At 50.4% G+C, this 19,434-nt stretch carries 20 protein-coding genes; 4 read left to right on the top strand and 16 right to left on the bottom strand.

Annotated elements, in window-relative coordinates:
- Positions 1-58 precede the first annotated feature (58 nt).
- The 12 genes from GWG06_RS18110 to GWG06_RS18055 form a co-directional block, all read right to left on the bottom strand.
- Entirely contained in the window at positions 59-2,839 is a 2,781-nt protein-coding gene (locus tag GWG06_RS18110) for a CHAT domain-containing protein (protein ID WP_160714889.1), read from the bottom strand.
- A 3-nt stretch (positions 2,840-2,842) separates the two neighbouring features.
- Positions 2,843-4,276, bottom strand: coding sequence for a S8 family serine peptidase (locus GWG06_RS18105; protein ID WP_160714887.1), 1,434 nt, complete (start codon positions 4,274-4,276; stop codon positions 2,843-2,845).
- A 2-nt stretch (positions 4,277-4,278) separates the two neighbouring features.
- Entirely contained in the window at positions 4,279-4,998 is a 720-nt protein-coding gene (locus GWG06_RS18100; protein WP_160714885.1) for a hypothetical protein, read from the bottom strand.
- On the bottom strand, positions 4,991-5,596 hold the full coding sequence (locus GWG06_RS18095; protein WP_127043039.1) for an RNA polymerase sigma factor: 606 nt from the start codon (positions 5,594-5,596) through the stop codon (positions 4,991-4,993). Before GWG06_RS18095 ends, GWG06_RS18100 begins: the two co-directional genes overlap by 8 nt.
- Positions 5,597-5,794: 198 nt before the next feature.
- Complete coding sequence (locus tag GWG06_RS18090; protein WP_127043037.1) at positions 5,795-6,271, bottom strand: DUF4943 family protein; 477 nt, start codon at positions 6,269-6,271, stop codon at positions 5,795-5,797.
- Positions 6,272-6,478: 207 nt separating this feature from the next.
- Positions 6,479-7,402, bottom strand: coding sequence for a protein-glutamine glutaminase family protein (locus GWG06_RS18085; protein ID WP_160714883.1), 924 nt, complete (start codon positions 7,400-7,402; stop codon positions 6,479-6,481).
- 549 nt (positions 7,403-7,951) lie between these two features.
- Entirely contained in the window at positions 7,952-8,257 is a 306-nt protein-coding gene (locus GWG06_RS18080) for a thioredoxin family protein (RefSeq protein WP_160714881.1), read from the bottom strand.
- 108 nt (positions 8,258-8,365) lie between these two features.
- Positions 8,366-9,316 carry a helix-turn-helix domain-containing protein gene (locus tag GWG06_RS18075; protein ID WP_160714879.1) on the bottom strand — a complete coding sequence of 317 codons (951 nt, stop codon included), beginning with the start codon at positions 9,314-9,316 and terminating at the stop codon, positions 8,366-8,368.
- Positions 9,317-9,325: 9 nt separating this feature from the next.
- Positions 9,326-10,000, bottom strand: a complete 675-nt coding sequence (locus GWG06_RS18070; protein ID WP_160714877.1) for an ArsR/SmtB family transcription factor — start codon at positions 9,998-10,000, stop codon at positions 9,326-9,328.
- A gap of 129 nt (positions 10,001-10,129) precedes the next feature.
- On the bottom strand, positions 10,130-11,005 hold the full coding sequence (locus GWG06_RS18065; protein WP_160714875.1) for an NAD(P)-dependent oxidoreductase: 876 nt from the start codon (positions 11,003-11,005) through the stop codon (positions 10,130-10,132).
- A gap of 237 nt (positions 11,006-11,242) precedes the next feature.
- The gene (locus GWG06_RS18060; RefSeq protein ID WP_160714873.1) at positions 11,243-12,220 is read right to left on the bottom strand and encodes a cyclase family protein; all 978 of its coding nucleotides are present in this window, start codon (positions 12,218-12,220) and stop codon (positions 11,243-11,245) included.
- A 191-nt stretch (positions 12,221-12,411) separates the two neighbouring features.
- Complete coding sequence (locus GWG06_RS18055; RefSeq protein ID WP_160714871.1) at positions 12,412-12,990, bottom strand: TetR/AcrR family transcriptional regulator; 579 nt, start codon at positions 12,988-12,990, stop codon at positions 12,412-12,414.
- Positions 12,991-13,174: 184 nt separating this feature from the next.
- On the opposite strand from GWG06_RS18055, the gene GWG06_RS18050 reads away from it, so the two are divergent.
- Both GWG06_RS18050 and GWG06_RS18045 read left to right on the top strand, forming a co-directional pair.
- Entirely contained in the window at positions 13,175-13,540 is a 366-nt protein-coding gene (locus tag GWG06_RS18050) for a hypothetical protein (RefSeq protein WP_160714869.1), read from the top strand.
- A 94-nt stretch (positions 13,541-13,634) separates the two neighbouring features.
- Complete coding sequence (locus GWG06_RS18045; RefSeq protein ID WP_127036901.1) at positions 13,635-13,829, top strand: hypothetical protein; 195 nt, start codon at positions 13,635-13,637, stop codon at positions 13,827-13,829.
- 115 nt (positions 13,830-13,944) lie between these two features.
- Here GWG06_RS18045 and GWG06_RS18040 read toward each other — a convergent pair whose 3' ends face one another.
- From GWG06_RS18040 to GWG06_RS18030, 3 genes are all read right to left on the bottom strand, one after another.
- Positions 13,945-15,282 carry an ankyrin repeat domain-containing protein gene (locus GWG06_RS18040; protein ID WP_160714867.1) on the bottom strand — a complete coding sequence of 446 codons (1,338 nt, stop codon included), beginning with the start codon at positions 15,280-15,282 and terminating at the stop codon, positions 13,945-13,947.
- Positions 15,283-15,285: 3 nt separating this feature from the next.
- Positions 15,286-16,476 (bottom strand): ankyrin repeat domain-containing protein, encoded by a 1,191-nt coding sequence (locus GWG06_RS18035; RefSeq protein ID WP_160714865.1) that lies wholly within the window; start codon positions 16,474-16,476, stop codon positions 15,286-15,288.
- 172 nt (positions 16,477-16,648) lie between these two features.
- Positions 16,649-18,046 (bottom strand): MFS transporter, encoded by a 1,398-nt coding sequence (locus GWG06_RS18030; RefSeq protein WP_202183056.1) that lies wholly within the window; start codon positions 18,044-18,046, stop codon positions 16,649-16,651.
- Between the two features lie 59 nt (positions 18,047-18,105).
- On the opposite strand from GWG06_RS18030, the gene GWG06_RS18025 reads away from it, so the two are divergent.
- The gene (locus tag GWG06_RS18025; RefSeq protein WP_160714863.1) at positions 18,106-18,270 is read left to right on the top strand and encodes a hypothetical protein; all 165 of its coding nucleotides are present in this window, start codon (positions 18,106-18,108) and stop codon (positions 18,268-18,270) included.
- On the opposite strand, the gene GWG06_RS18020 is transcribed toward GWG06_RS18025, so the two are convergent.
- Entirely contained in the window at positions 18,260-18,823 is a 564-nt protein-coding gene (locus tag GWG06_RS18020) for a TetR/AcrR family transcriptional regulator (protein ID WP_127036907.1), read from the bottom strand. The two genes, GWG06_RS18025 and GWG06_RS18020, sit on opposite strands and share 11 nt — an antisense overlap.
- 107 nt (positions 18,824-18,930) lie before the next feature.
- Between GWG06_RS18020 and GWG06_RS18015 the strand changes: the two genes are divergently transcribed.
- Positions 18,931-19,434 carry a DinB family protein gene (locus tag GWG06_RS18015; protein ID WP_127036909.1) on the top strand — a complete coding sequence of 168 codons (504 nt, stop codon included), beginning with the start codon at positions 18,931-18,933 and terminating at the stop codon, positions 19,432-19,434.

Here is a 19,434-nt window from a genome sequence, read left to right as displayed (position 1 = left end):
TATCCGGAATACCGGACTATATTATTAGTCGCATCAACCACACTAAAAGGAAACAAGGTTATGACCGTTTTTTACGGAAGAGATAAATAAGCGTGAGGATACCCACGACTGCTACGGCCAGCCACCAGTAAAGACGGCTGTTGCCTGCTGCCGGTGCAGGAATGGCGGACGTATCACCGATCAGGATAGCTGCTGCCCAGAAATAGGGTAGCTGATGGCCGCTGTCATGGTTACGGAGGTATTGCAGTCTGGCCTGCTGCAAGGCCTCATCTTTACGGAGGCCCTGTAGCAGTAGCCGGTGAAAGTTTTCTGTCAGCTCATAGGTGGCTTCGTTGTTCATCTGCCATAAGGAAGTAACTACAGCCGGTATGCCGGTCAGTGTAAAGCCGCGTGCCAGACTGAGTACGCCTTCCCCGCGTGCATGGCGGCCGGCGCCGGATTCGCAGGTAGACAGTATCAGCAGTGAAGTAACCGTGTCGCGTAACAACTGTATCTCCGGAAGATATAATGCGGAATCAGCCAGGTATAATACGGGGTCTTTATCCTGGTCGCCGGCGCTGGCATGTGTGTAGAGCTGCACGATACTGCTGTGGGGTAATTGTTCCAGAAAACGTTGCCTGGTAGCTCTTTCACCGGTTATATTCAGGGCGCCGCGATAGTTACTGCCGATAAGGCGTAAGGACTGATCGGCTCCGTTCAGGGGTTGCAGCCGCAGGGAAGCGGCATAGTTCACCGGCGCGATGCCCAACAGGGAGTGCGTGGCCGCTGTGCGTACCGGCATTGTCTTCATCAGCGAACCGGCAGCATAGGTATAGCTGAAGGCAAATTTTTTAAGCAGGTAGCTGCTGTAATCTGTACTGTCAGATTGTAATACTTCAAAAGGAATCAGGTATTCATCCGGAGAGATGATGACCCTGCCTGCCGTAAGCTGCAGGGGAGCAAACAACCGGTGATACAGGTGCCAGGCCAGCCGGCAGTATTGCCGGTACTGCACTTCCAGCAAGGTCGGTGAGGTACATAGCTGCATCAGCTCCTGTACTTCTGTATGCCGGAAGGTTGTTTTCAGCAACTTGCAGCTGCCGGCGGAGATACCGAGTATATAGGCGCTGCTGTCGGCCACAAAATAACTGACCAGCGTTTCTCCCTGTGAGAGGAGCCGCCGGCGTATATCCGTTACCGTATGTACTGCAGTGTCATATTTGTACTGATAGTAGGCGGGATGCGCTTTTTCGAGCCCGCGTATGAAACGTTCCAGCGCATCGCGGGCATGCAGCAGTTGCTGGTACACTGTCTGATGCATGGATGAATCCGGCGGGGTGGCGTCCAGTTCTTGCTGCAGCGATACCACGCGGATACGCAGCTGCTGTTCCCTGGAAATATCTGCTGCAGAAAGGTACTTCCGCGCACCCAGTTCATTCAGCTTGTCATTGAGCAGCACGGCGCGGCTCTTTTCAAAGAAGCGGAAGGCTGCGGGAGCATCCTGTAACAGGTAACAGGTTTCAATAGCTTTTTCATACATCGCCCTGGTGCGGATGCGCCAGAACAGGCGTGAAGGTTCGCCGTACTGCTTCCACCGCATCAGGTCTACAGACATATCTGCGGCCTGGTAGGCCTTCAGCGCATATTGCAGCCACAGGCTGTCGCCGGTAGATTTAAACAGGGCCAGTAATGATTCCCCTTTATTGCTGAGGAGGGTAGATACAAAATAATCGTTGGTAGCTTCCCGCAGCATATGATAGTCAGGATTGGCCTGCAGGGAAGAGTCCCTGAAATGCACCGGCAGCGTGTTCAAACCACGCTGATACCAGGAGAGGGCTTCCCGGTATTTGCGCTGCTTCCAGCAGGCCGTACCGATATTGTTGTATACGCCTGCCAGGATATACGGATCGCCGGACTGCCGCGCAAATGGTATCCCTTCCTTATAGGAACTGAAGGCATGCCCCGCATCTTTCATATCATCCATGTACAGATTGCCCAGGTCCAGCATATTACGGGCGCACTGATCCCAGCTCTGCTGCTGCCTGTTTACGCGGAGCGCCTGCCGGTAGGCGGCGATAGCCGGACGGTATTGTTTCTCCTTACCCAGAACGCCGGCATAGATGGTATAGCAGGCTACCTGGTGTGCGGGTGGAGCATCCGGTGGCAGTAGCCGCAGGGCTTTGCGGATCAGAAGGCCGGCAGTGCTGTCTTCCATTGCCAGCAGGGATTGTGCTTTCTGGGCCAGCATGGCTACTTCCCACAGCGTGTCCTGCATGCGCTGCGCTACCAGGATTCCCAGATCGGCCGCTTCTGCGGCCCGCTGGTAATCGCCGGTACCATAGAGGGAAAATGCCCTGGCTTCCAGTGCCATCATCACAATTCTTCTTTTCTCCGGATAATGCAATCCTGTAAGAATACAGCTGTCAAAATAATGTTGTGACTCCGGGTAAAGAAATAGTTTATTATAGAAAACGCCCAGATTGAAATAACTGTTGACAAGAAAAGACTCCTGCCGGCCTTTGGAGCTACGGTTGACGGCTACGGCTTCTTTCGTAAAGGCAAGGGCGTCTGGCCACTTTTGTGCGTAATGATACAGGTCGCCCATGCGATGCAGGATACGCGCGTAAATGCTGTCTTTTTGCGGAAAACAACGCAACTGCAGCAACCGCAGGGAGTCCAGCTGCTGTAGCCTGATATTGTCCGGCAGCCCGCTCTGTTCAATGGCGGTAATCTTTTCCATGAACCAGGAGGGCGGCGGACATTGAGCATGGGCACAAAAAGCAGACAGCAGGCAGCTGATGATCAGCAACTGCCTGCGTAGGATATTTTTTATGTGAGATGCCTGCGTACAGGTATACATACGTTAATGATGCCTGATAAATTTGCCTCCGTTAACCTGGTGTTCCAATGTTGTTTTGTTGCCTACCGTAGTGCCCAGCTTACTGAGAACATCAGCTTTCTTCGGTGAGGAAGGCGGGGCCGGCCAGGACGACATGGGGAACAGTGCGGCTATTTTTCCGGTAGCGATAGCGGTAGCATAGGAGGAGCCGGCAATATATTCCGGCGGCCCTGCTACCAGCGGTATTTTAAATTTCAGCGAGCCTTCGTCCAGCGTATCTGCTATCACCGCCAGGTCAGTATAGGTGGTGGAGTAATTCTGGGAAGGACTCACCATGGTATCATTGGCGCTGGTGACTACCAGTACATTATTGGGCTTGCCGCCGAAGCAGGCAGGATAGAACCGGTGTCTGTCCAGGTTCCGGAGGTCTGCCGGCGCTATGCCCACATGCAGGGCACTGTCGTCGGCTGCGGCTATCCTGTTACCGGCGGCTGTTACCACCAGGATGCCTTTGGATGCCATGATCCTCGTAATGATAGCATCAATCGGCTCATACGGAGATACAAAATAATACTGACTGTAGAAGCCCCAGCTGGCATTGATGATCTTTGCCTTTTTGCTGGCGGCATAAGACATGGCGCACATGATGTTGAACATGTCGCCTTCGGAGTTTTTATTATGCGTCTTCAATATCAGGAGCTGCAGCGCATTGGTATTGTTGCGCTGGAATTCGTTGATGATAAACAACGCTACGCGCGTGCCGTGGCCATCGCGGCTGTCGTCTGTAATATCATTGTTGCCGTTGGCAAAATTCCAGCCTTTCAGATCATCTTTCAGACAGTTACTATCTTCATCCGCACCATTGGCCTGCTCTGTTTTGTTTACCCAGAAATACTGCGGATAGGAGAAGAAGAGGTTGGGATCAATACCGGTATCGAGAATGGCTACACGAACGGTATCGGCAGTATGGCTGTAGATGGTATCTGTTCTGAATTTCTGTCCGCGGGACCTGTAAGGTTCCTTCGGTATTATTTCAGGCGGGGTGTTGATCACGTAATTCGGCAGATAGTAGCCCAGGTCGTCCTCGCCTACGGTGTGGGTGCCGCCGCCGGTACTGGCACCGCCTTTGACGGTTTCGGCATGTACGAAGGTTTCAATATGCGGTGTTTTCCATAATTCCATGAGGGTATCTGTACAGTTTTCACAACGCTGTACTTCAATGTGCAGGGTATCGATGCCTGCGTCTTTTATTTTCTTTTTGAGATCGGTAAGGTCCTGTGGGGAAGGGGCATGTTTATAGAAAACAACCAGCTGGTCGGGAATACGCTGAGGGGCCCTGGAGGGACTGTCTGTACGGTTGCCGGTAACAGGTCCGGGATTACAGTGACAGTGCCTGATGCATAAAATAATGATGATGATGATACAGAGTATCAGCAGCAGCAAGAGGGGTTTTTTCATGATTATATTTTTTTAAGCCATTCAGTAGCCTGTTGGTTGCCTGGTAACTGCCTGCTGCGTACTTCTTCCAGCAGTTCCCTGGCCTGTTGCCTGTCCTGTGGGCCGGCGCGCTGCAACAGCGCCAGCGCTTTATAGAAGGGTCCGGGGTTGGCATACAGCGGCAGCTGTATGAGCCGGTCAAACTGCACGATGGCCTGGTCATATGCTCCTGTGTTCAGGTAAACAAGCCCCAGGTATTTAATGGCGTCGGGCGCCTGCTGCTGTTGCGTGCTGAGGGTCCCGAATATCTTTGCTGCCAGCTGGTAGTCTTTGCGGTTAAAGGCGGCGATGCCGGATTGCAGGCTATCCTGACCACTATCCATCGTAGCGCTGAGTTGTTGCAGATGGTCTTTGATATAGCGGGCAGAGAGCTGTTTGACGGATGGCTCTCCTGAAAATATCCACCAGCCGGCCAGTAGCATGCCTGCTATGACGGCGGCGGCGAGGTAAGACCACAGGCGGCGTACTTTTGTCGTTGGGGGCGGCGCGACTGCTACCGCAGTAAACGACTGCCGCTTTTCAGCGTGCAGCTCTTCCCTGATGGCACTGCGGGCGCTCAGGTAAAAAGCTACTTCCTGCGCAAACGCCTGATCGGTGGTGCAACGCATTTCAAATGCCTGCTTTTCTGCCGCTGACAGCGTGCCGGTAAAGTAATCATCGATATAATGTAGCAGTTCACTCATAATTCTGGTTGAAGGGCAGCATTTTTTCTTTTAGTTTATCCATACACCTGCGCCTGCTGACTTTCACCACATCCGCTGTGTTGTAAGACAGCATCGTGGCTATTTCCCGGTCGCTGTATCCATCTTCAAACAGCAGCAGCAACTGCCGGCATTTTTCGCCGATCTCTCCCAGGTACTTTTCCAGCAGGGAACGGTTGCTGTTGTCTATCAGCTGTTGTACGATACTACGCGCGTTGTCGGGAAGCATCCCGATCAGGGTGTCAAGATCGTGCGTCTGATGAACCTTCTCCTTATTAGTCGTAATTTTTCGGTGGAGGTCAACACATTTGTTGGAAAAAATCTGATACGTATATGATTTGAGGGATGACCGGCCCTCAAAGCGCCCTTTCACAATATTATCTATGACGCTGATAATGGTGTCGGAATAGGCGGAGGCGCTGTCGTCTTCCGTCAGGTGGTACTTTCTGACCCCTTCGGTGGTAAGATAATGGAATGTACGGTATAACTGCTCTTCAAATGAGCGTCTCCGGGGGCCTCCCTGCTTTAATCCGGCAAGGATTTCCTGTTCCTGGCTGCTGTATGCTGATGCGGGGATCATAAGATAATTAAAAGCGCAGAAAAGGTTTAGCCCAATTTACAGAAAAAAAAATTCAATTCTCTGTTTCCCCCTTGTAATTATTCTACGACTAATTAATCAGTACAACGTGGTTTCCTATATCCGGCATGCACCCGGAAAGTTGTTAACCCCCAAAAAAGGAAGGACCGGTTTCTCCAACCGGTCCTTTTTATTTGCTGTTTACCACCGGAGGGTGGTACCCGCCAGCGGGGAAATGTCTTTCAGCTCTGCTGCGCTCTTGTCCTTGTTGCGCTGCCACCAGGCATTATACAACGGCACCAGTTCTTCCAGCGGTACCTTGCGGGAAGGCGCAGCCGTATCCTGTACATAAGGATAGCTGGATACGCCCTGCGGGCGCTGGGTGCGGATGCTCTCCACTGTATAGAGAATAATCATGCCTACCTGCTGCGGACCATAACGCACCGCGGAAATCGCCGGGATCGGATAATGGTTGATCAGCCGGTTGTTGCCGGCATGCTTCAGCAGCTCGCCTATATCTGACTTGTCCAGTTTGGGAACAAGGTCGTATTCCGGGTACTTATCGGCGCTCAGCGTAGCTATATATTGTGCTGCAGTCATATCATGTTGCTGGTTTCCGCTGTTGCAGGAGCTGACAGCGATCTGTAGGGAGGTAATAATCAGCAGGAAAAATTTCATACGATGCTAATAAAATAATCAAATAACCAAATAACCAAATAATTAAATGGAACGTTGCCGGCTAAAGATAATATAATAATATCGTAAAGGATTGTTAATAACGGTATCGGCTACACGTATATCCGTTGCTGGATAATTTGAAAGATAGATACAGTCTCTGTTTCCATATACCGGAAACAGAGACTGTTCATTTACCGGAGCCGGAACTCAGGGGCAGTTCAGTACCGGAGCGGGGCCGCAACCGGAATAACCGCTATACGTAGCTATTACACAGTTGGTACTGGCGTAGTTGTTGTCATACAGCGGGGTATTGCTGGTGGCGGACACATAGTAAACGTTGCCGGGCATGGTTCTGGTGCTGCTCACATAGGCGCTGCTGCTGCAACCGGTATTCTTGCAGGCATTCAGCCACTGGGTCTGTGTTACCGGGCCGCTGAACAGGGATGGGTCCAGGATACGGTATTCGATGGCGCCGCTTGTGGTTTTAAAACGTACCAGCGGCGCTACGTGATAGCTCCATAATACACAGCAGGAGCCGGTAGAAGCAGCCAGGTAGCCGTAAGCGAAATATTTGTTGCAGTCGTAACCGGCATTTAAAATGATCTGCCTCATTTTATGCGCACGGGCATAGCAGCCATCTGTGGCGAAAGAGAAGGGGATAGGGGCGGAGGCCAGTTGGGACCACAGGCTGTTCAGTGCTGCCTGGCTGGGGATTACCGGCGGTTCTGCCTCCGGCAGAGGGCCGGCAGGAGCCTGCTGCATTTTCCTGTAAGCCGCCAGCGCCGGTTCGCCAGCCGGTTTTACCTGGGCAATTTTGTTGGTATTCCGGTACAGATATACTTCTACCGGTATCTCATCCTGTATGGCTTTGCGGAGTAGGTCCGCATCAACGTTGGCGCCTATACGGGAAAGATCAATTTCATACAGCCGGGCAGACTGCACAAACCCAACGGTAGATGGGCCGGCGTTACCCGTGTTCAGGGTGAAAGGGGTGAAGTTACCTGCCATCACGATATCACTGTTAACCGCCTGGGGGGTGGCTGTTTCAGGATGACCGCCTTTTTTACAGGATACTACGCTCATGACAGCAAAGGCTGCTACTGCAATAAGCCCGATGAAAATTTTCTTCATGGTTTGAAAGATTGATGGTTAATAAATGTATGTTGATTGTGATGTGACAATAGTCCGGCTATGCTGATCCGGAGTTGGATCAGCGGCACGAAAAAAAACAAAAAGGTCATGCAAACGCAGGCGACGGTTGCTTGTTCAGGTTCAGACTAATAGAAATGTTGCATAAAAAACTCAGGTCCGGATTTGTGGTAAATGGAATGCGTGAAAATGTAGGCTGATGGCCTTCTTAGCTCTCTCGGGTACTTGTATGGGTTAAAAAAATCGGGCTACAGGATTATCTTCAGGCTGATATGGCAATACAAGTATTTCAGTAAGTAAAGAAATGTAAAAAACTGAAATCTTCAAAATTTAATTTCTGTGTTACAGTAACATCCGGAACGTAAACAGCTGAAATGCTGCATGGAAGAAGATCTGTATAAAAAGCACTGCAGCGCCGGAAGACGCTGCAGTATAATGGCAATAAAAATCAGCATGACGCGATATGCTGCATTGGAATAGTTGGTAACTATTTTCGTATAATCGTTACTGTTATAAAGGAAGGGCAGGTGTTTATCTGCCGGCGATAGCCGCTGCAATGGCTGTCCGCAGATTTCCTTCCGGCAGCAGTCCGGTATGCCGCCATATTTCCCGGCCACCCCGGAGCAATACCAGCGTTGGCACGGCCATAATATGAAACTGATTGGTCATCTCCTGCTCCTGGTCTATATCCACGCGGCTCACCGTAATGGTATCCGACATCTTCTCTTCAATGGTATTTACCACGGGTGATAATAGTTTGCAGGGATGGCACCATGTGGCATAAAACTGTATCAGGGTTGCTCCTTCACTATGCTGACTTACGGATGATGTATTCATGTCGATATATTTTTTATGAATGATCTGCCACAAAGTTAATCAGCACCGGGAAGCGTATCGTTACACGTATCGTTGGATTGTTGGTACAAAAAGCATTTCTGCTATCCGTTAATGCTGATGGTTTTTCCGGAACTGCAAGGGAGTAAGACCGGTATGTTTTTTAAAGAACCGGCAGAAGTAGGACTGATCTGTAAAGTTCAGGCTGTCAGAGATACCGGCAATGGTTTCGTCTGTCTGAATGAGCTGAGCCTTGGCTTCCGTCATCAGCTGATGATGAATAAAGCTGCTGGCGGAGCGCCCGGTCAGTTCTTTCACGGTATCGTTCAGGTAATGCGCATTCACATGCAGTTGTCTGGCGTAGTCGGTAACATGCCGGAGTTCCAGGAAGTGTTGTGATACCAGCTGCCGGAAGCTGGTTGTCAGCTGTTCCTTGCGTGGCAGCTCCCTGCTTACGGGGATATGCTGCGACTGATAAACCTTTTCTGTTTCAATCAGCAATACGTTGAGGTATAACCGTACCAGCAGGTCGTCGTTCAGGGTTTTCCTACTGCAGTACTCCTTGCTGAGTTTCATGAAAAGCGGTATCATCATGGCAGTTTCTTCTTCCGAAAGTTTGACATACGGGTCTTTTCCCGGCTGAAAGAAAGGAAACCGGTTCAGCTTCACCTGGTTTTTAATGCAGAGCAGGAAATAGTCTGTATCAAAAATGCAGTGATACCCTTTTACATCTTCACTCCAGGAGTGAATGGTATGCAGCTGGTTTTCCGGAATGAAATACAGCGTGCCGGCGTCAAAAGTATAGGTATGGTGACCGATGGTTTCCCGTACGTTGCCAGCGGTAAGGAGTATGGCGGTGTAAAAGCGGCGGCGGGCGCTGTCGAACGAGGCGCTTTTATGCAGGCTTTTCAACGCTTCCAGCGGCGCAATTTCCAGGAAGTTATTTTTCTCCTGGTGCGGCAGTATATCGCAGGCGGCACAAAAGGAATGATGCCCGTCGGAGAGGTATTGCTGCTTGAAATCAAGCGGCGTTTTCAGTGTGTTTTTTGTTTGATCCTTCATACGTACGGTTTAAGGTCGTGAAGCCATATCTACAGGATACCCTTTCATGGTCCAGTCCTGGTACCCCTTATCGAATTTTTTTACTTTATATCCTTTTTTCGCCAGTAGTTCCACTGCGTGGTTGACCAGCATACAAAGGGTGCCACGGCAATAGGCTACTATCTCCTGTTTTTTAGATAGTTCCCGGATGCGGTTTTCCAGTTCATCCAGTGGTATGGAGATGGCACGATGAATATGTCCTCGCTGATATTCTTCTTCCGGGCGGATATCCAGGATGACCACCTTGCCGGCTTTCGCTTTTTTCAGCAGTTCTTCCGCAGAGATACCCTGTTGCTGTTGCTGCTCCTGGTAGTCTTCCACCAGTTTTTTCGCTTCCGCGTTGTAAGTCACGCCCAGCTCACGCAGGGCGCTCCAGGCGCTGAATACATGCTGGCCCGCCAGCTGGTAATAAATGAAGTTGCCTTTGCGGGTAATCTCGGCCAGCCGGGCGTTTTTAAGTACCTGCAGGTGCTGGGAGGTATTGGCAATGCTCATGCCCGTGTATTTGGCAATGGCTTCCACGGGGAATGGTCCCTGTGCCAGAAGGTCTATGATTTCCATCCGGCGGGGATTACCCATTGCCTTGGCAGTGATGGCCAGCTCCTCATAAATCCTGTCTTTCAGTATGCGTGCGTTCGTTTTCATGATTGGCAGCAAATACCAAAAATACAGTTAATATTCAAGTATTCAATAAATTTATTGAATAGATAGACGGACGCCAAAAAAAGACGCCCGTAAGCAGGGCGTCTTTTGGGAAGAAGTTATCCGGTAGTATCAGGACAATGCCCCGATGGTGCGGGCCACGGCAGTCACATCATGATCGCCCAGTCCGCCGGCTACCGATTCCTGCAGCAGCTGCTGTACCTGTGTACCTACGGGCATTACCGCCTGTACGTTAGCGGCCTGCTGCAGTACGAGGTTCATATCTTTCAGTCCCAGCTTCAGGGAGAAACCGGCCGGCTGAAAGGCTTCCTTTAATATCAGCTGGCTGTAGCTTGCATAAACGGGGGCATTGAAAATGGTGCTGGTGAGCATTTTCATCCAGAGGTCTGCATCAATGCCACTGCGTCTGGCGAGGTTGATACCTTCTGCGAGCGCTTCCATGGCGGTTAATATGAGATAGTTGCTGGAGAGCTTAGCCACGTTGGCTGCGCCGGCCGTGTCACCGAATTCCCATATGCCGGCTGCACCGGCCTGTTCCAGCAATGGTCTGACCTGCTGAATAGCTTCCTGGTTGCCTGACACGAGGAAATTGATTTTTCGCTCACGCGCCGCTTCAGGTCTTGCCATCAGCGGAGCTGCCAGGTAGATGCTGCCGTGCTGCCGGTGTAAAGCCTCCAGCGCAATAGCGGTATCCGGTAAAATAGTGCTCATGGCAATGTGAATGCCACCCGGTTTCAGGTGTGCGGCAATGCCATCTGGCCCCTGCGTAATATGGTTCAATGCAGCATCGTCAGATACAATGCTGAAAACAATATCACATTGCGCTGCCAGCTCCTGCACCGAGGTACAGACGATAGCACCTTGCGCTATGAGCCCCTGCGCCTTTGCGGCCGTACGATTGTATACATAAAGCGGCTGCTGTGCAGCCAGTAGATTTTCCGCAATAACAATTCCCAGATTGCCTAATCCGATAAAGCCAGTTTTCATAATTGATGGTTCCCTTTAATGATAAAAATAATTACAAATTACGAATTACGAATTACGAATGAAAGCGGAGATGGGGTATTTGAGATTTGGTTATTTGAGATTTTGCACCCAATCATAATATTCTTTTGTACCAATAAGTGCAAGGAGCATAAGGATTGGATGCAAAATCTCAAATAACCAAATCTCAAATACCCCATCTCCGCTTTCATTCGTAATTCGTAATTCGTAATTCGCAATTTAAAACGAAACAGCTATTGGTCTCAACGGTCCTGCACTCGCTCCTCTCAGCTTCAGCGGGGTGCCTATGAAAAGAAATTCGCGTACTTTGGCAGCGGCCAGTTCTTCCAGGTATACCAGTTCAATGAACATACTGCCTTTTTGTGCCAGCAGGTAAGTGTGGCCTGGTAACCAGTTGGCGCTGTCGGTTGATGGCAGCGGTTCCAGACTGAGGTTATCGGCGCCCAGGGTCATCACGCCTTTTTCTTCTATCAGCCAGCGGATGGCTTCTATGCTGACGCCCGGTGTGTTGTGCATGAATTTTTCCCGGTCTGTATAAAAGTATTTCATCAGGCCTGTTCTGAACAGCACAATATCGCCTTTATTGATCTGCAGCTGCTGCGCCTGTATCAGTTGCTGCAGTTCTTTGAGTGACAGTACATAGTTACCGGGTACTACATCGATGCCTTTGTAGGCGGGAATGTCTATCAGTATGCCGCGTCCGATGACGGGCGGGATCTTTTCCGCACCGGCTTTATCCCAGCCGCGGTCGCTCAGGTGCTCGTCTGCCGTGTAGCCATTCCATATTTTGCCATGCAGTCCGAAATGATTCAGCGCATCGATATGCGTGCCGGTATGGGTATACATGGAGATCGCATCTCCGGTGTAGCTGACTTTTCTGTTGATGGCGGCGCCTTGTTTGCTGATATTGCCTACTACCGTACCTCTTGGCGTATGTGTCATCCAGAACTGGTAAGGCGGGTCGCCCAGCTCTGTGAAGCCGGGCATGCCGGTGAAGTATTCCACGCCCAGGTCATATACCTTGCCGGAACGGACGGCGGAGAACAGCGCACGGGTAGTGCTTTCATTCATCATGTTGAGCGTGCCTATTTCATCGTGGCTTCCCCAGGGACTTTTACCTGCCTGTTCCGTCTGCGCATGTACGGCCGCTGCTCCCGCCAGGGCTAAGGATAGCAGCACTGTCTTACGTTTGTTCATGTCTGTCTGTTTTTTAAGATGAAGATGTTTGTATTTATTTGAATGATTGTTCAAGAAAAAAATAAAAAAATAACGTCCTTATATTTTTCCGCAGCCTCCTGCTACTGTCATCCGGTAAGCAAGGTAGCGGAGGGAAGGGAACATCTTCCGGAAAATTATTGAATGATTATTCAAAAAACAGGTAAAAAAAATCAGCGCCGTACGCTGTCTATCAGCTGATCAATCACACTGTTCACATAACGCTTGTCATTCAGCAGGATATCTATCTGCCAGACCCCGTTGAAACCGGCGTACAGGAACATGGCCATCTCCCGTGGCTCCCGCTGGGCGTGTACTTCGCCGGCTTCCTGCGCTTTCACCAGCAGCGCTTCAAAAATATCGATGATGCTCTTCACCTGGGAGGTGACTACCGTGTGGGCCTGTTTATTTTTTTTGCCCAGTTCCAGCATGGTTCTCACCGTCATGCATCCTTTGCCCTCGCGGATAAGCACAGACGCGCCTTCGCGGATGACCTGCTCCAGCACCTGCAGGGGAGAACCTTCTCCGCCGGCTTCCTGCCGGAAAGCTGACAACCGTTCGCCGGCATACTTTTTCAGGCACTCCATAAAGAGCTCCTGCTTGCCGCCGAAAGTGCTGTAAATGCTGCCCGGATTGAGTTTCATCACCGTCACAATATCTTTCATGGACGTGGCATTATATCCCTTCGCCCAGAAAAGCTGCTTGGCCTTCTCCAACCTTTCTTCCGGATTAAATTCTTTTAGTCTGGCCATGATGCCGCAAATGTATATTTTTTAACAATCGTTCAAAAATTTTTGAGATGCCCTGCCGGCTTTTTACAGTCTTGCCCTGACAACTGTTCCACATCATGACAGGATCAACTGCTTTCCTCCGGGTAACCGTTGCTGTTATCCACAGCAATACTATATCAGGGGAAAAGGATTAATTTTAAGCTGTATGAAACCGCTTTATGATTCACCCGGCTGCCGGGACAGGCGTTATTCCCTGCTGACAGTATTCCTGATACTGGCCAGCATATCCCTGTCATTACCGGCCACTTCCTGTAAAGGTGCAGGAGCTGCCGGCGTCCGGACGGAGTGGTTGTATGCCGGCCATCAGTACAGGACCGGCAAAACAGCACATTTCCGTTACTGCCATCATCTCTTTCCACCGCAACCTGCAGGAAGCTGCACGCCTGCTACACCGGAGCTGACAGCCACCCCGCTGCCCGTTCTCCATCGCCACACCAGCCACCGCAGCCAGCTGCCAATGAAGCTGCCAGCCCCCGCCAATACAGACGAAGACCCGCTCCTCACCACCTGATTCCCGCCACATCCGGCTGCTTACATTTTATTCTCTATTCATCACCCTGTCGTACCGCCATCACGGTAACGGCTATACTAAATTATTGTCCAACGTGAAAACAATGAAACTCCTGTCCGGCATCCTGCGGATAGTTATATATATCATGATTGCCATGATCGGCGCCTTCGCGGGCGCCATTCCGCCCACCATGCGCAAGAAGGATGAAACCACGATCATCGAATCCGTCATGCAGGCCACCGCCCGCAAGGACGACGGAAAAACAATAGACTTTACGGAGATCAGATAGGAATTATTTTGTTATTTGGTTATTTGAGATTTTGTATCCGATCAGGGTATTCTCTTGTACTTAGCGGTACAAAAGAATACCCTGATTGGATACAAAATCTCAAATAACCAAATAATCACATAGCCAGTATTTTGGTCTTCTCGGCATCAAATTCGGCCTGGGAAAGGATGCCTGCGTCCAGTAGTGCTTTCAGGTCCAGGAGGGCCTGTTTTTTATCGCTGATGCTTTGAGCAGGGGGCGTTGCCGGAGATGAGACCACCGGAGCTGTCCTGGGCTGAGGGGAATGGTGACCAAGCAGGAGGGTGGCTATTTCATTGAATCCTTTAATGGAGGCGTAATCAATAGCCTTCTGCTCCCGGGTGTTGACTACGGTAACGTCTGCACCGTGTTCCAGCAGGTATTTTACGATATCTTTTTTCCCTGCGGAGGAGGCATAGTGCAATGCCGTATTGCCAGATTCATCCTGTATATTGATGTTGGCGTCTCTTTCCAGCAGCAGCTTTACCATGCTGAGATGACCGTTTTTGGCCGCTACATGGAGCAGGCTTTCCCCGCCGTAGCTATAGGTATGGCTGAGCGAGAAGGAGCTTTCCATGGAAAGGCTGGACGCGCTTTCCACCCATTCGAGGTAGCTGTTCATGCTGACGGTTTCGGCAGACAGCGGCTGACTGAAATTCACATCTATGCCCTTATCCAGGAACATGCCCACTATTTCCTTCTGGTTGTTGGCACAGGCATACCAGATGGGAGATAAACCGTTTTTAGAGGTCACCAGCACATCTGCGCCATGTTGTACCAGCATGTTGGTCAGCGCCCGGTTGGTATCATAGCAGGCGATGAGCAGGGCAGATTCGCCGGCATGATTGGTATGGTTAACATCCGCACCGTTTTCCAGCAGGGTGGTAACCATAACCGGATTTTTGGCACGGGTGGCTACTATCAGCGGATGATCGCCGGCCTTGTTGGTGGTGTTTACATTGGCCCCGTTGTTCAGCAGCGTTTGCACAATCTCTTTATTACGCCAGGAGGCGGCTATCAGCAAAGGCGTTTCTGCCTCGTTGTTTTCCAGGTCTGCGGGAACACCTTGTTCCAGCAGCTTGTCTACCAGCTCTTTCTGGCCTGTTTTGGCGGTCAGGTGCAGCAGGCTGTTTCCCTGCAGGTCGTTGATATTGGTACGTGCCCCTTTCTCCAGGAGATAGAGTGCGGTTTGTTTCTGTTTCTGCAGACAGGAAAAGTAAAAAGGCGTTTCCCCGTTATGATCTTCGTAATCCAGGTCGGCGCCGGCATCCAGCAAAAGTTTTACGAGATCAAGGTAACCGTGGTGCGAGGCATAGTGCAGCGCTGTTCTGCCTTTTTCATCGGTATAGGCAACATCCACTTCGTTATTGGCCAGCAGGATTTCTGCTATTTTACGTTTGCCGCTTTCACAGGCAACAATGAATGACATGGACATATGCTATGCTTTATTTTTTAAGAGTAATTCAACGGTTTTTGATTTCAGGTTATCCTGTGCGGCGAGGTCCATGGGTAGCTGATCTGCATCGTTGGTAATGCTGCTGTCTGCCCCGTGTTCCAGGAGGAGCTTCACTTTGCGGTAAAGCTGGCGGGCAGCTTCCTGGTCATAGTTAACGTTATAGCCGCAAACCTTGTGCAGCAGTGTATTTCCCTGGTTGTCGCGGCGGTCTGTTTCAATTACGCCTGTATCCAGAATAGCCTGCAGCATATCGGCCGGATATTCAGTGACCCAGTCGAGCGCCGCTTTATCCTGCTGGTACCAGGGAGATGTCTGGTACACATCTGCCCCATCGCGGATCAGCGCTTTAATCAGCGTGGTTTCATGGTCATCTCCGCGCCTGCGCATGCGTAAGGCGCCGCACAGCAGCGTTTCCCCGTTTTTGTTGACCGCGTTGAAGTCGGCCGGCGCATAGGTGGTCAGCTTTTCATACAAAGCCGCATCGCAAACGTAATGCACGATGGCCTGGTAGAAGGCGGATTCTCCGTCTTTCCCCGGTTGATTGGGATCTGCGCCGCGTTCCAGCAAAAGATCCGTGTATTTATTTTTTTTGTTGCGCAAAGACAGGTGCAGGGCGGTTTCTCCTACAATATTTCCTTCGTTGGGGTCCAGTCCTTCGTCCAGCAGGTATTGCAGGTAGGCAATACCGGTATCTTCCTTAATGGCATATTCCTGTGCAATCAGGTACAGGTAATTCTGCTCATAATTATTTTTATAGCGGATGTTGCAGCCTGCATCTGCCAGCAGCTGTATATATTCCAGGGGGGCAGATTTCTGGAAGGCGATTCCCAGCAATGTTTTATCCTGTACGGCATCATTAATGTTATCAAGTTTGCCCAGCAGGGATTCCAGGTATGCCAGGTCAACGGATTCCTTTGCGCCGTTGCGGAACAGGACTTCAAAGATGCTGCCGTCTAATTTTTCGTATTCATAAATATCGGTTTCAATGATACGGTCTTTAATCAGGGCGTCAATCAGGTCATATGCTTTGGTCCTGGCAAGCACATCATAAATCTGGCTTTTGTCAAAGGGGGCAAGGTCTTTTGGAAGTTTTTCTCCCTGTTCCATCCGTTGTCTGGCTTCATCCAGCCTGTTACTTCTCAGGGCGTTGTGCAATGCATTCACTTCATTCATAAAAATAGAGGATTAATATTCGGGTTGCTTTGGGTCAATTTTCCTGCCAAAATTATTTACGAATTTAAGGATTTTGGAATTTTGAGATTTGAAATGCAGCGAAGATATTCGCGTAGATCTCCGCTGCATTTCAAATCTCAAAATTCCAAAATCCCTAAATCCCAAAATAATTTTACCGGGTTTTATCCGGCATGATATACAGGCAGATGCTTGTCAAAAGTAAGAGAAAGATGCTCAAGGAGATGGCTATGCGGTAAGCATGCACATAGTCGGGCAGTACGGGGTTGTTGCCGGCGGCGTAGAAAAAGACGCCGCCGGTAATACCTGCTCCCAGGGCGATGGCAGATTGTTGTACGGTATAGTAGGTGCCGGAGGCTGCGCCGGCAAAATGATGCGGAATATTCTTTAATGACCAGGCGAGGAGCGAAGGCAGTACGGAACCGCATCCCAGTCCGTAGGCGAAAAGAATGAGGGCAATACTGACAGGAGGCGTTTGCGGGGAGGTGAGGAAAAGTATATGCAGCAGCAGGGATATAATCATTATCAGTATGCCTGACTGTAAAACCTTTTTGCCGTATACCGGTATCAGTTTTACGGAGATGACAGAAGCGATGACATAACCGATGCCCTGGAATACAAAGTAGATGCCGGCTGTAGAGGAATGCATGGCCAGCCCGTTCTGGAAAAAGATACCGGTAACAAAGAAGTAGGGCTCCTGTACCAGGAAGTAGAATATGGTGGCGTATAGTCCGATTTTAAAATCCCGGAAGTGAAAAAGGCGTGTATCCATGAGCGGGGCTGCGTTGCGCGCCAGCTTCCGTTGCTGATCGCGGCGGAATATCAGCAGCAGGGCCACAGAGAGGAGCAGCAGGAAAATGCTCCAGGCAGGCCATCCCAGCTCCCGGCCCTGTATTACCGGATATATCAGGGAGAAGAGGGCGGGGGTGAGCAGGGCTACGCCGCCGTAGTCAAACCGCTGTGTTTTGTTTGCCGCCGTTTCGGGAAGGAAAAGCAGCGCGGCTGCCAGTGCCACGATGCCCAGCGGCAGGTTGATGAAGAAGATAAGCCGCCAGCCTTCCATCAGAAAATGTATATCGGGCAGGAGTCCTCCCAGGAATTGCCCGATGACCGATGCCGAGCCGGCAATGATGCCATAAACGCCGATCGCTTTCAGGCGGGCATTGGTGTCCGTAAAAAGTACCTGTATGTAGGAAATGCCCTGTGGCGTCATGAGCGAAGCGGATACGCCCTGGAAGAAACGCGCTGTATTCAGTTGCAGCCCTGTATTTGCCAGTCCGCAGCAGCAGGAGCTGATCGTGAATAACAACATGCCTGCCAGGAAGATTTTCTTACGGCCGTAATAATCTCCAAGCCGGCCGCCGGTAATCAGGAAGCAGGAGTAGCCGAGGAGGTAGACAGCGATGACCAGCTGCAACTCTCCGTTGGTGGCGTGTATGCCTTTCTGTATGGAAGGTAGCGCTACATTGACAATGAAAATGTCTATCACTGCAAGAAAGATGGACGATGATACAATGAACATCGGTAACCAGGGGGAAGTGTGTTGTTTCATGGCTTTTTAAATTATATAGATAGATCTATCTATTTTTAAAACAAAAAAAATGTACCGGCATGGTTATCCCTTTCTCCGCAGGCGGAGTGGCAGCACCGGCTGTTTACTACGGACAGCAACTTCTCTTCGCCGTACCGGCGGTACGGGCATTATTGGAAACGCCGTCAGCGCAGGGGAATATCAGCTGTAATAATGATGAATGCGCGGGCGCGCTCAGGCAATAATTTTTTTGATGAATTTTTTGACGTTCTCCAGCGCCTGCATATTACGTGTAATGGTGGTGGTAATAGTAGCGCCTTCCGCCATGAGGAAAAAGGTTTCGCACAGCAGTTTCCGGTCCCACGCATCATCGCACTGTACCTGTTTAAAGTAGCCCTGCAACATGGTGCGCTGTTTATCTTTATGGCTTTGTACAAACGCCGTCAGCACCGGATCATGTGTGCCGGCTTCTGCAATGATCTTTACAAAAGGGCAGCCACAGAAGCCGGAATGCTGCTGCTGTTCTATGCGGAAGTCAATAAACCGGAGAATTTTCTCCCGGGGGGTGCCTGCCTGGCGGCTGAATTGCTCAAACTGCTCAAACCAGGTTGTATCTTCCTGTTCCAGGTAGGCCATCAGCAGGTCGTTCTTGGAGGGGAAGTGATTATACAACGAGCCAATGGCAATATCCGCTTCCGCAATGATCTGATTGATGCCTGTCTGATTATACCCCTGCCGGTAGAATAAATCGGCCGCCACCTGCAATATCCTGTCCCGTACTTTCAGTTTCCCGGTCATACGCTTAATTTTTTCTAAAGGTAGGCATTCTTTTGAAAAAATAGAGAACTCTATCTATTTTTTTAAAACGGCGCAGAATACTTACATTTATTGTACAATAGATAGTCATGAAAAAAACAGCATGGTTCGACAGATCTTTCCCGGCCATCACCGACAATGGCCTGTTACCTTCCATCATTGAACGTTTAAGCGGCACACCGGCAAGGGTGGAAGAAATGATCAGCCGTATTGCCCCATCAAAATTAACCCTGCGCCACGGCGACAAATGGACGATTCATGAACAGGCCGGACACCTGGGAGATATGGAGCCGTTATGGCTCGGCAGACTGGAAGATCTGCAGGAGGGCGCTACGGATCTGCGGGTGGCGGACCTGACCAATCAGCGTACGCACAACGCACAGCACAACAACACCGATATTAAAATAATATTGCAGCATTTCAGGGAACAAAGGGAAATATTTGTAAACAGGCTGCTGCAACTGGAAGACGTCCAGCTGGAACATACCGCGTTGCATCCGCGGCTGAAGACGCCGATGCGTATCATAGACCTCGCCTGCTTTGTGGCTGAACATGATGACCATCATCTGTCCGCCATCCGCGAACTGTCATAA

The sequence above is a fragment of the Chitinophaga solisilvae genome, from assembly GCF_009928525.1.
Lineage (GTDB): Bacteria > Bacteroidota > Bacteroidia > Chitinophagales > Chitinophagaceae > Chitinophaga > Chitinophaga solisilvae.
Note: the sequence above shows the minus strand (reverse complement) of the source record. Positions and strands in the feature narration are given on the sequence as shown.

Excerpts from the sequence above, each read along its gene's own strand:
- GWG06_RS18090 (WP_127043037.1), bottom strand. The coding sequence starts at position 6,271 with ATGAAATTTTTCCTGCTGATTATTACCTCCCTACAGATCGCTGTCAGC.
- GWG06_RS18015 (WP_127036909.1), top strand. The coding sequence starts at position 18,931 with ATGAAAAAAACAGCATGGTTCGACAGATCTTTCCCGGCCATCACCGAC.
- GWG06_RS18080 (WP_160714881.1), bottom strand. The coding sequence starts at position 8,257 with ATGAATACATCATCCGTAAGTCAGCATAGTGAAGGAGCAACCCTGATA.
- GWG06_RS18110 (WP_160714889.1), bottom strand. The coding sequence starts at position 2,839 with ATGTATACCTGTACGCAGGCATCTCACATAAAAAATATCCTACGCAGG.
- GWG06_RS18105 (WP_160714887.1), bottom strand. The coding sequence starts at position 4,276 with ATGAAAAAACCCCTCTTGCTGCTGCTGATACTCTGTATCATCATCATC.
- GWG06_RS18060 (WP_160714873.1), bottom strand. The coding sequence starts at position 12,220 with ATGAACAAACGTAAGACAGTGCTGCTATCCTTAGCCCTGGCGGGAGCA.
- GWG06_RS18055 (WP_160714871.1), bottom strand. The coding sequence starts at position 12,990 with ATGGCCAGACTAAAAGAATTTAATCCGGAAGAAAGGTTGGAGAAGGCC.
- GWG06_RS18095 (WP_127043039.1), bottom strand. The coding sequence starts at position 5,596 with ATGATCCCCGCATCAGCATACAGCAGCCAGGAACAGGAAATCCTTGCC.
- GWG06_RS18020 (WP_127036907.1), bottom strand. The coding sequence starts at position 18,823 with ATGACCGGGAAACTGAAAGTACGGGACAGGATATTGCAGGTGGCGGCC.
- GWG06_RS18065 (WP_160714875.1), bottom strand. The coding sequence starts at position 11,005 with ATGAAAACTGGCTTTATCGGATTAGGCAATCTGGGAATTGTTATTGCG.
- GWG06_RS18050 (WP_160714869.1), top strand. The coding sequence starts at position 13,175 with ATGAAACCGCTTTATGATTCACCCGGCTGCCGGGACAGGCGTTATTCC.
- GWG06_RS18075 (WP_160714879.1), bottom strand. The coding sequence starts at position 9,316 with ATGAAGGATCAAACAAAAAACACACTGAAAACGCCGCTTGATTTCAAG.
- GWG06_RS18085 (WP_160714883.1), bottom strand. The coding sequence starts at position 7,402 with ATGAAGAAAATTTTCATCGGGCTTATTGCAGTAGCAGCCTTTGCTGTC.
- GWG06_RS18030 (WP_202183056.1), bottom strand. The coding sequence starts at position 18,046 with ATGAAACAACACACTTCCCCCTGGTTACCGATGTTCATTGTATCATCG.
- GWG06_RS18070 (WP_160714877.1), bottom strand. The coding sequence starts at position 10,000 with ATGAAAACGAACGCACGCATACTGAAAGACAGGATTTATGAGGAGCTG.
- GWG06_RS18035 (WP_160714865.1), bottom strand. The coding sequence starts at position 16,476 with ATGAATGAAGTGAATGCATTGCACAACGCCCTGAGAAGTAACAGGCTG.
- GWG06_RS18040 (WP_160714867.1), bottom strand. The coding sequence starts at position 15,282 with ATGTCCATGTCATTCATTGTTGCCTGTGAAAGCGGCAAACGTAAAATA.
- GWG06_RS18025 (WP_160714863.1), top strand. The coding sequence starts at position 18,106 with ATGGTTATCCCTTTCTCCGCAGGCGGAGTGGCAGCACCGGCTGTTTAC.
- GWG06_RS18100 (WP_160714885.1), bottom strand. The coding sequence starts at position 4,998 with ATGAGTGAACTGCTACATTATATCGATGATTACTTTACCGGCACGCTG.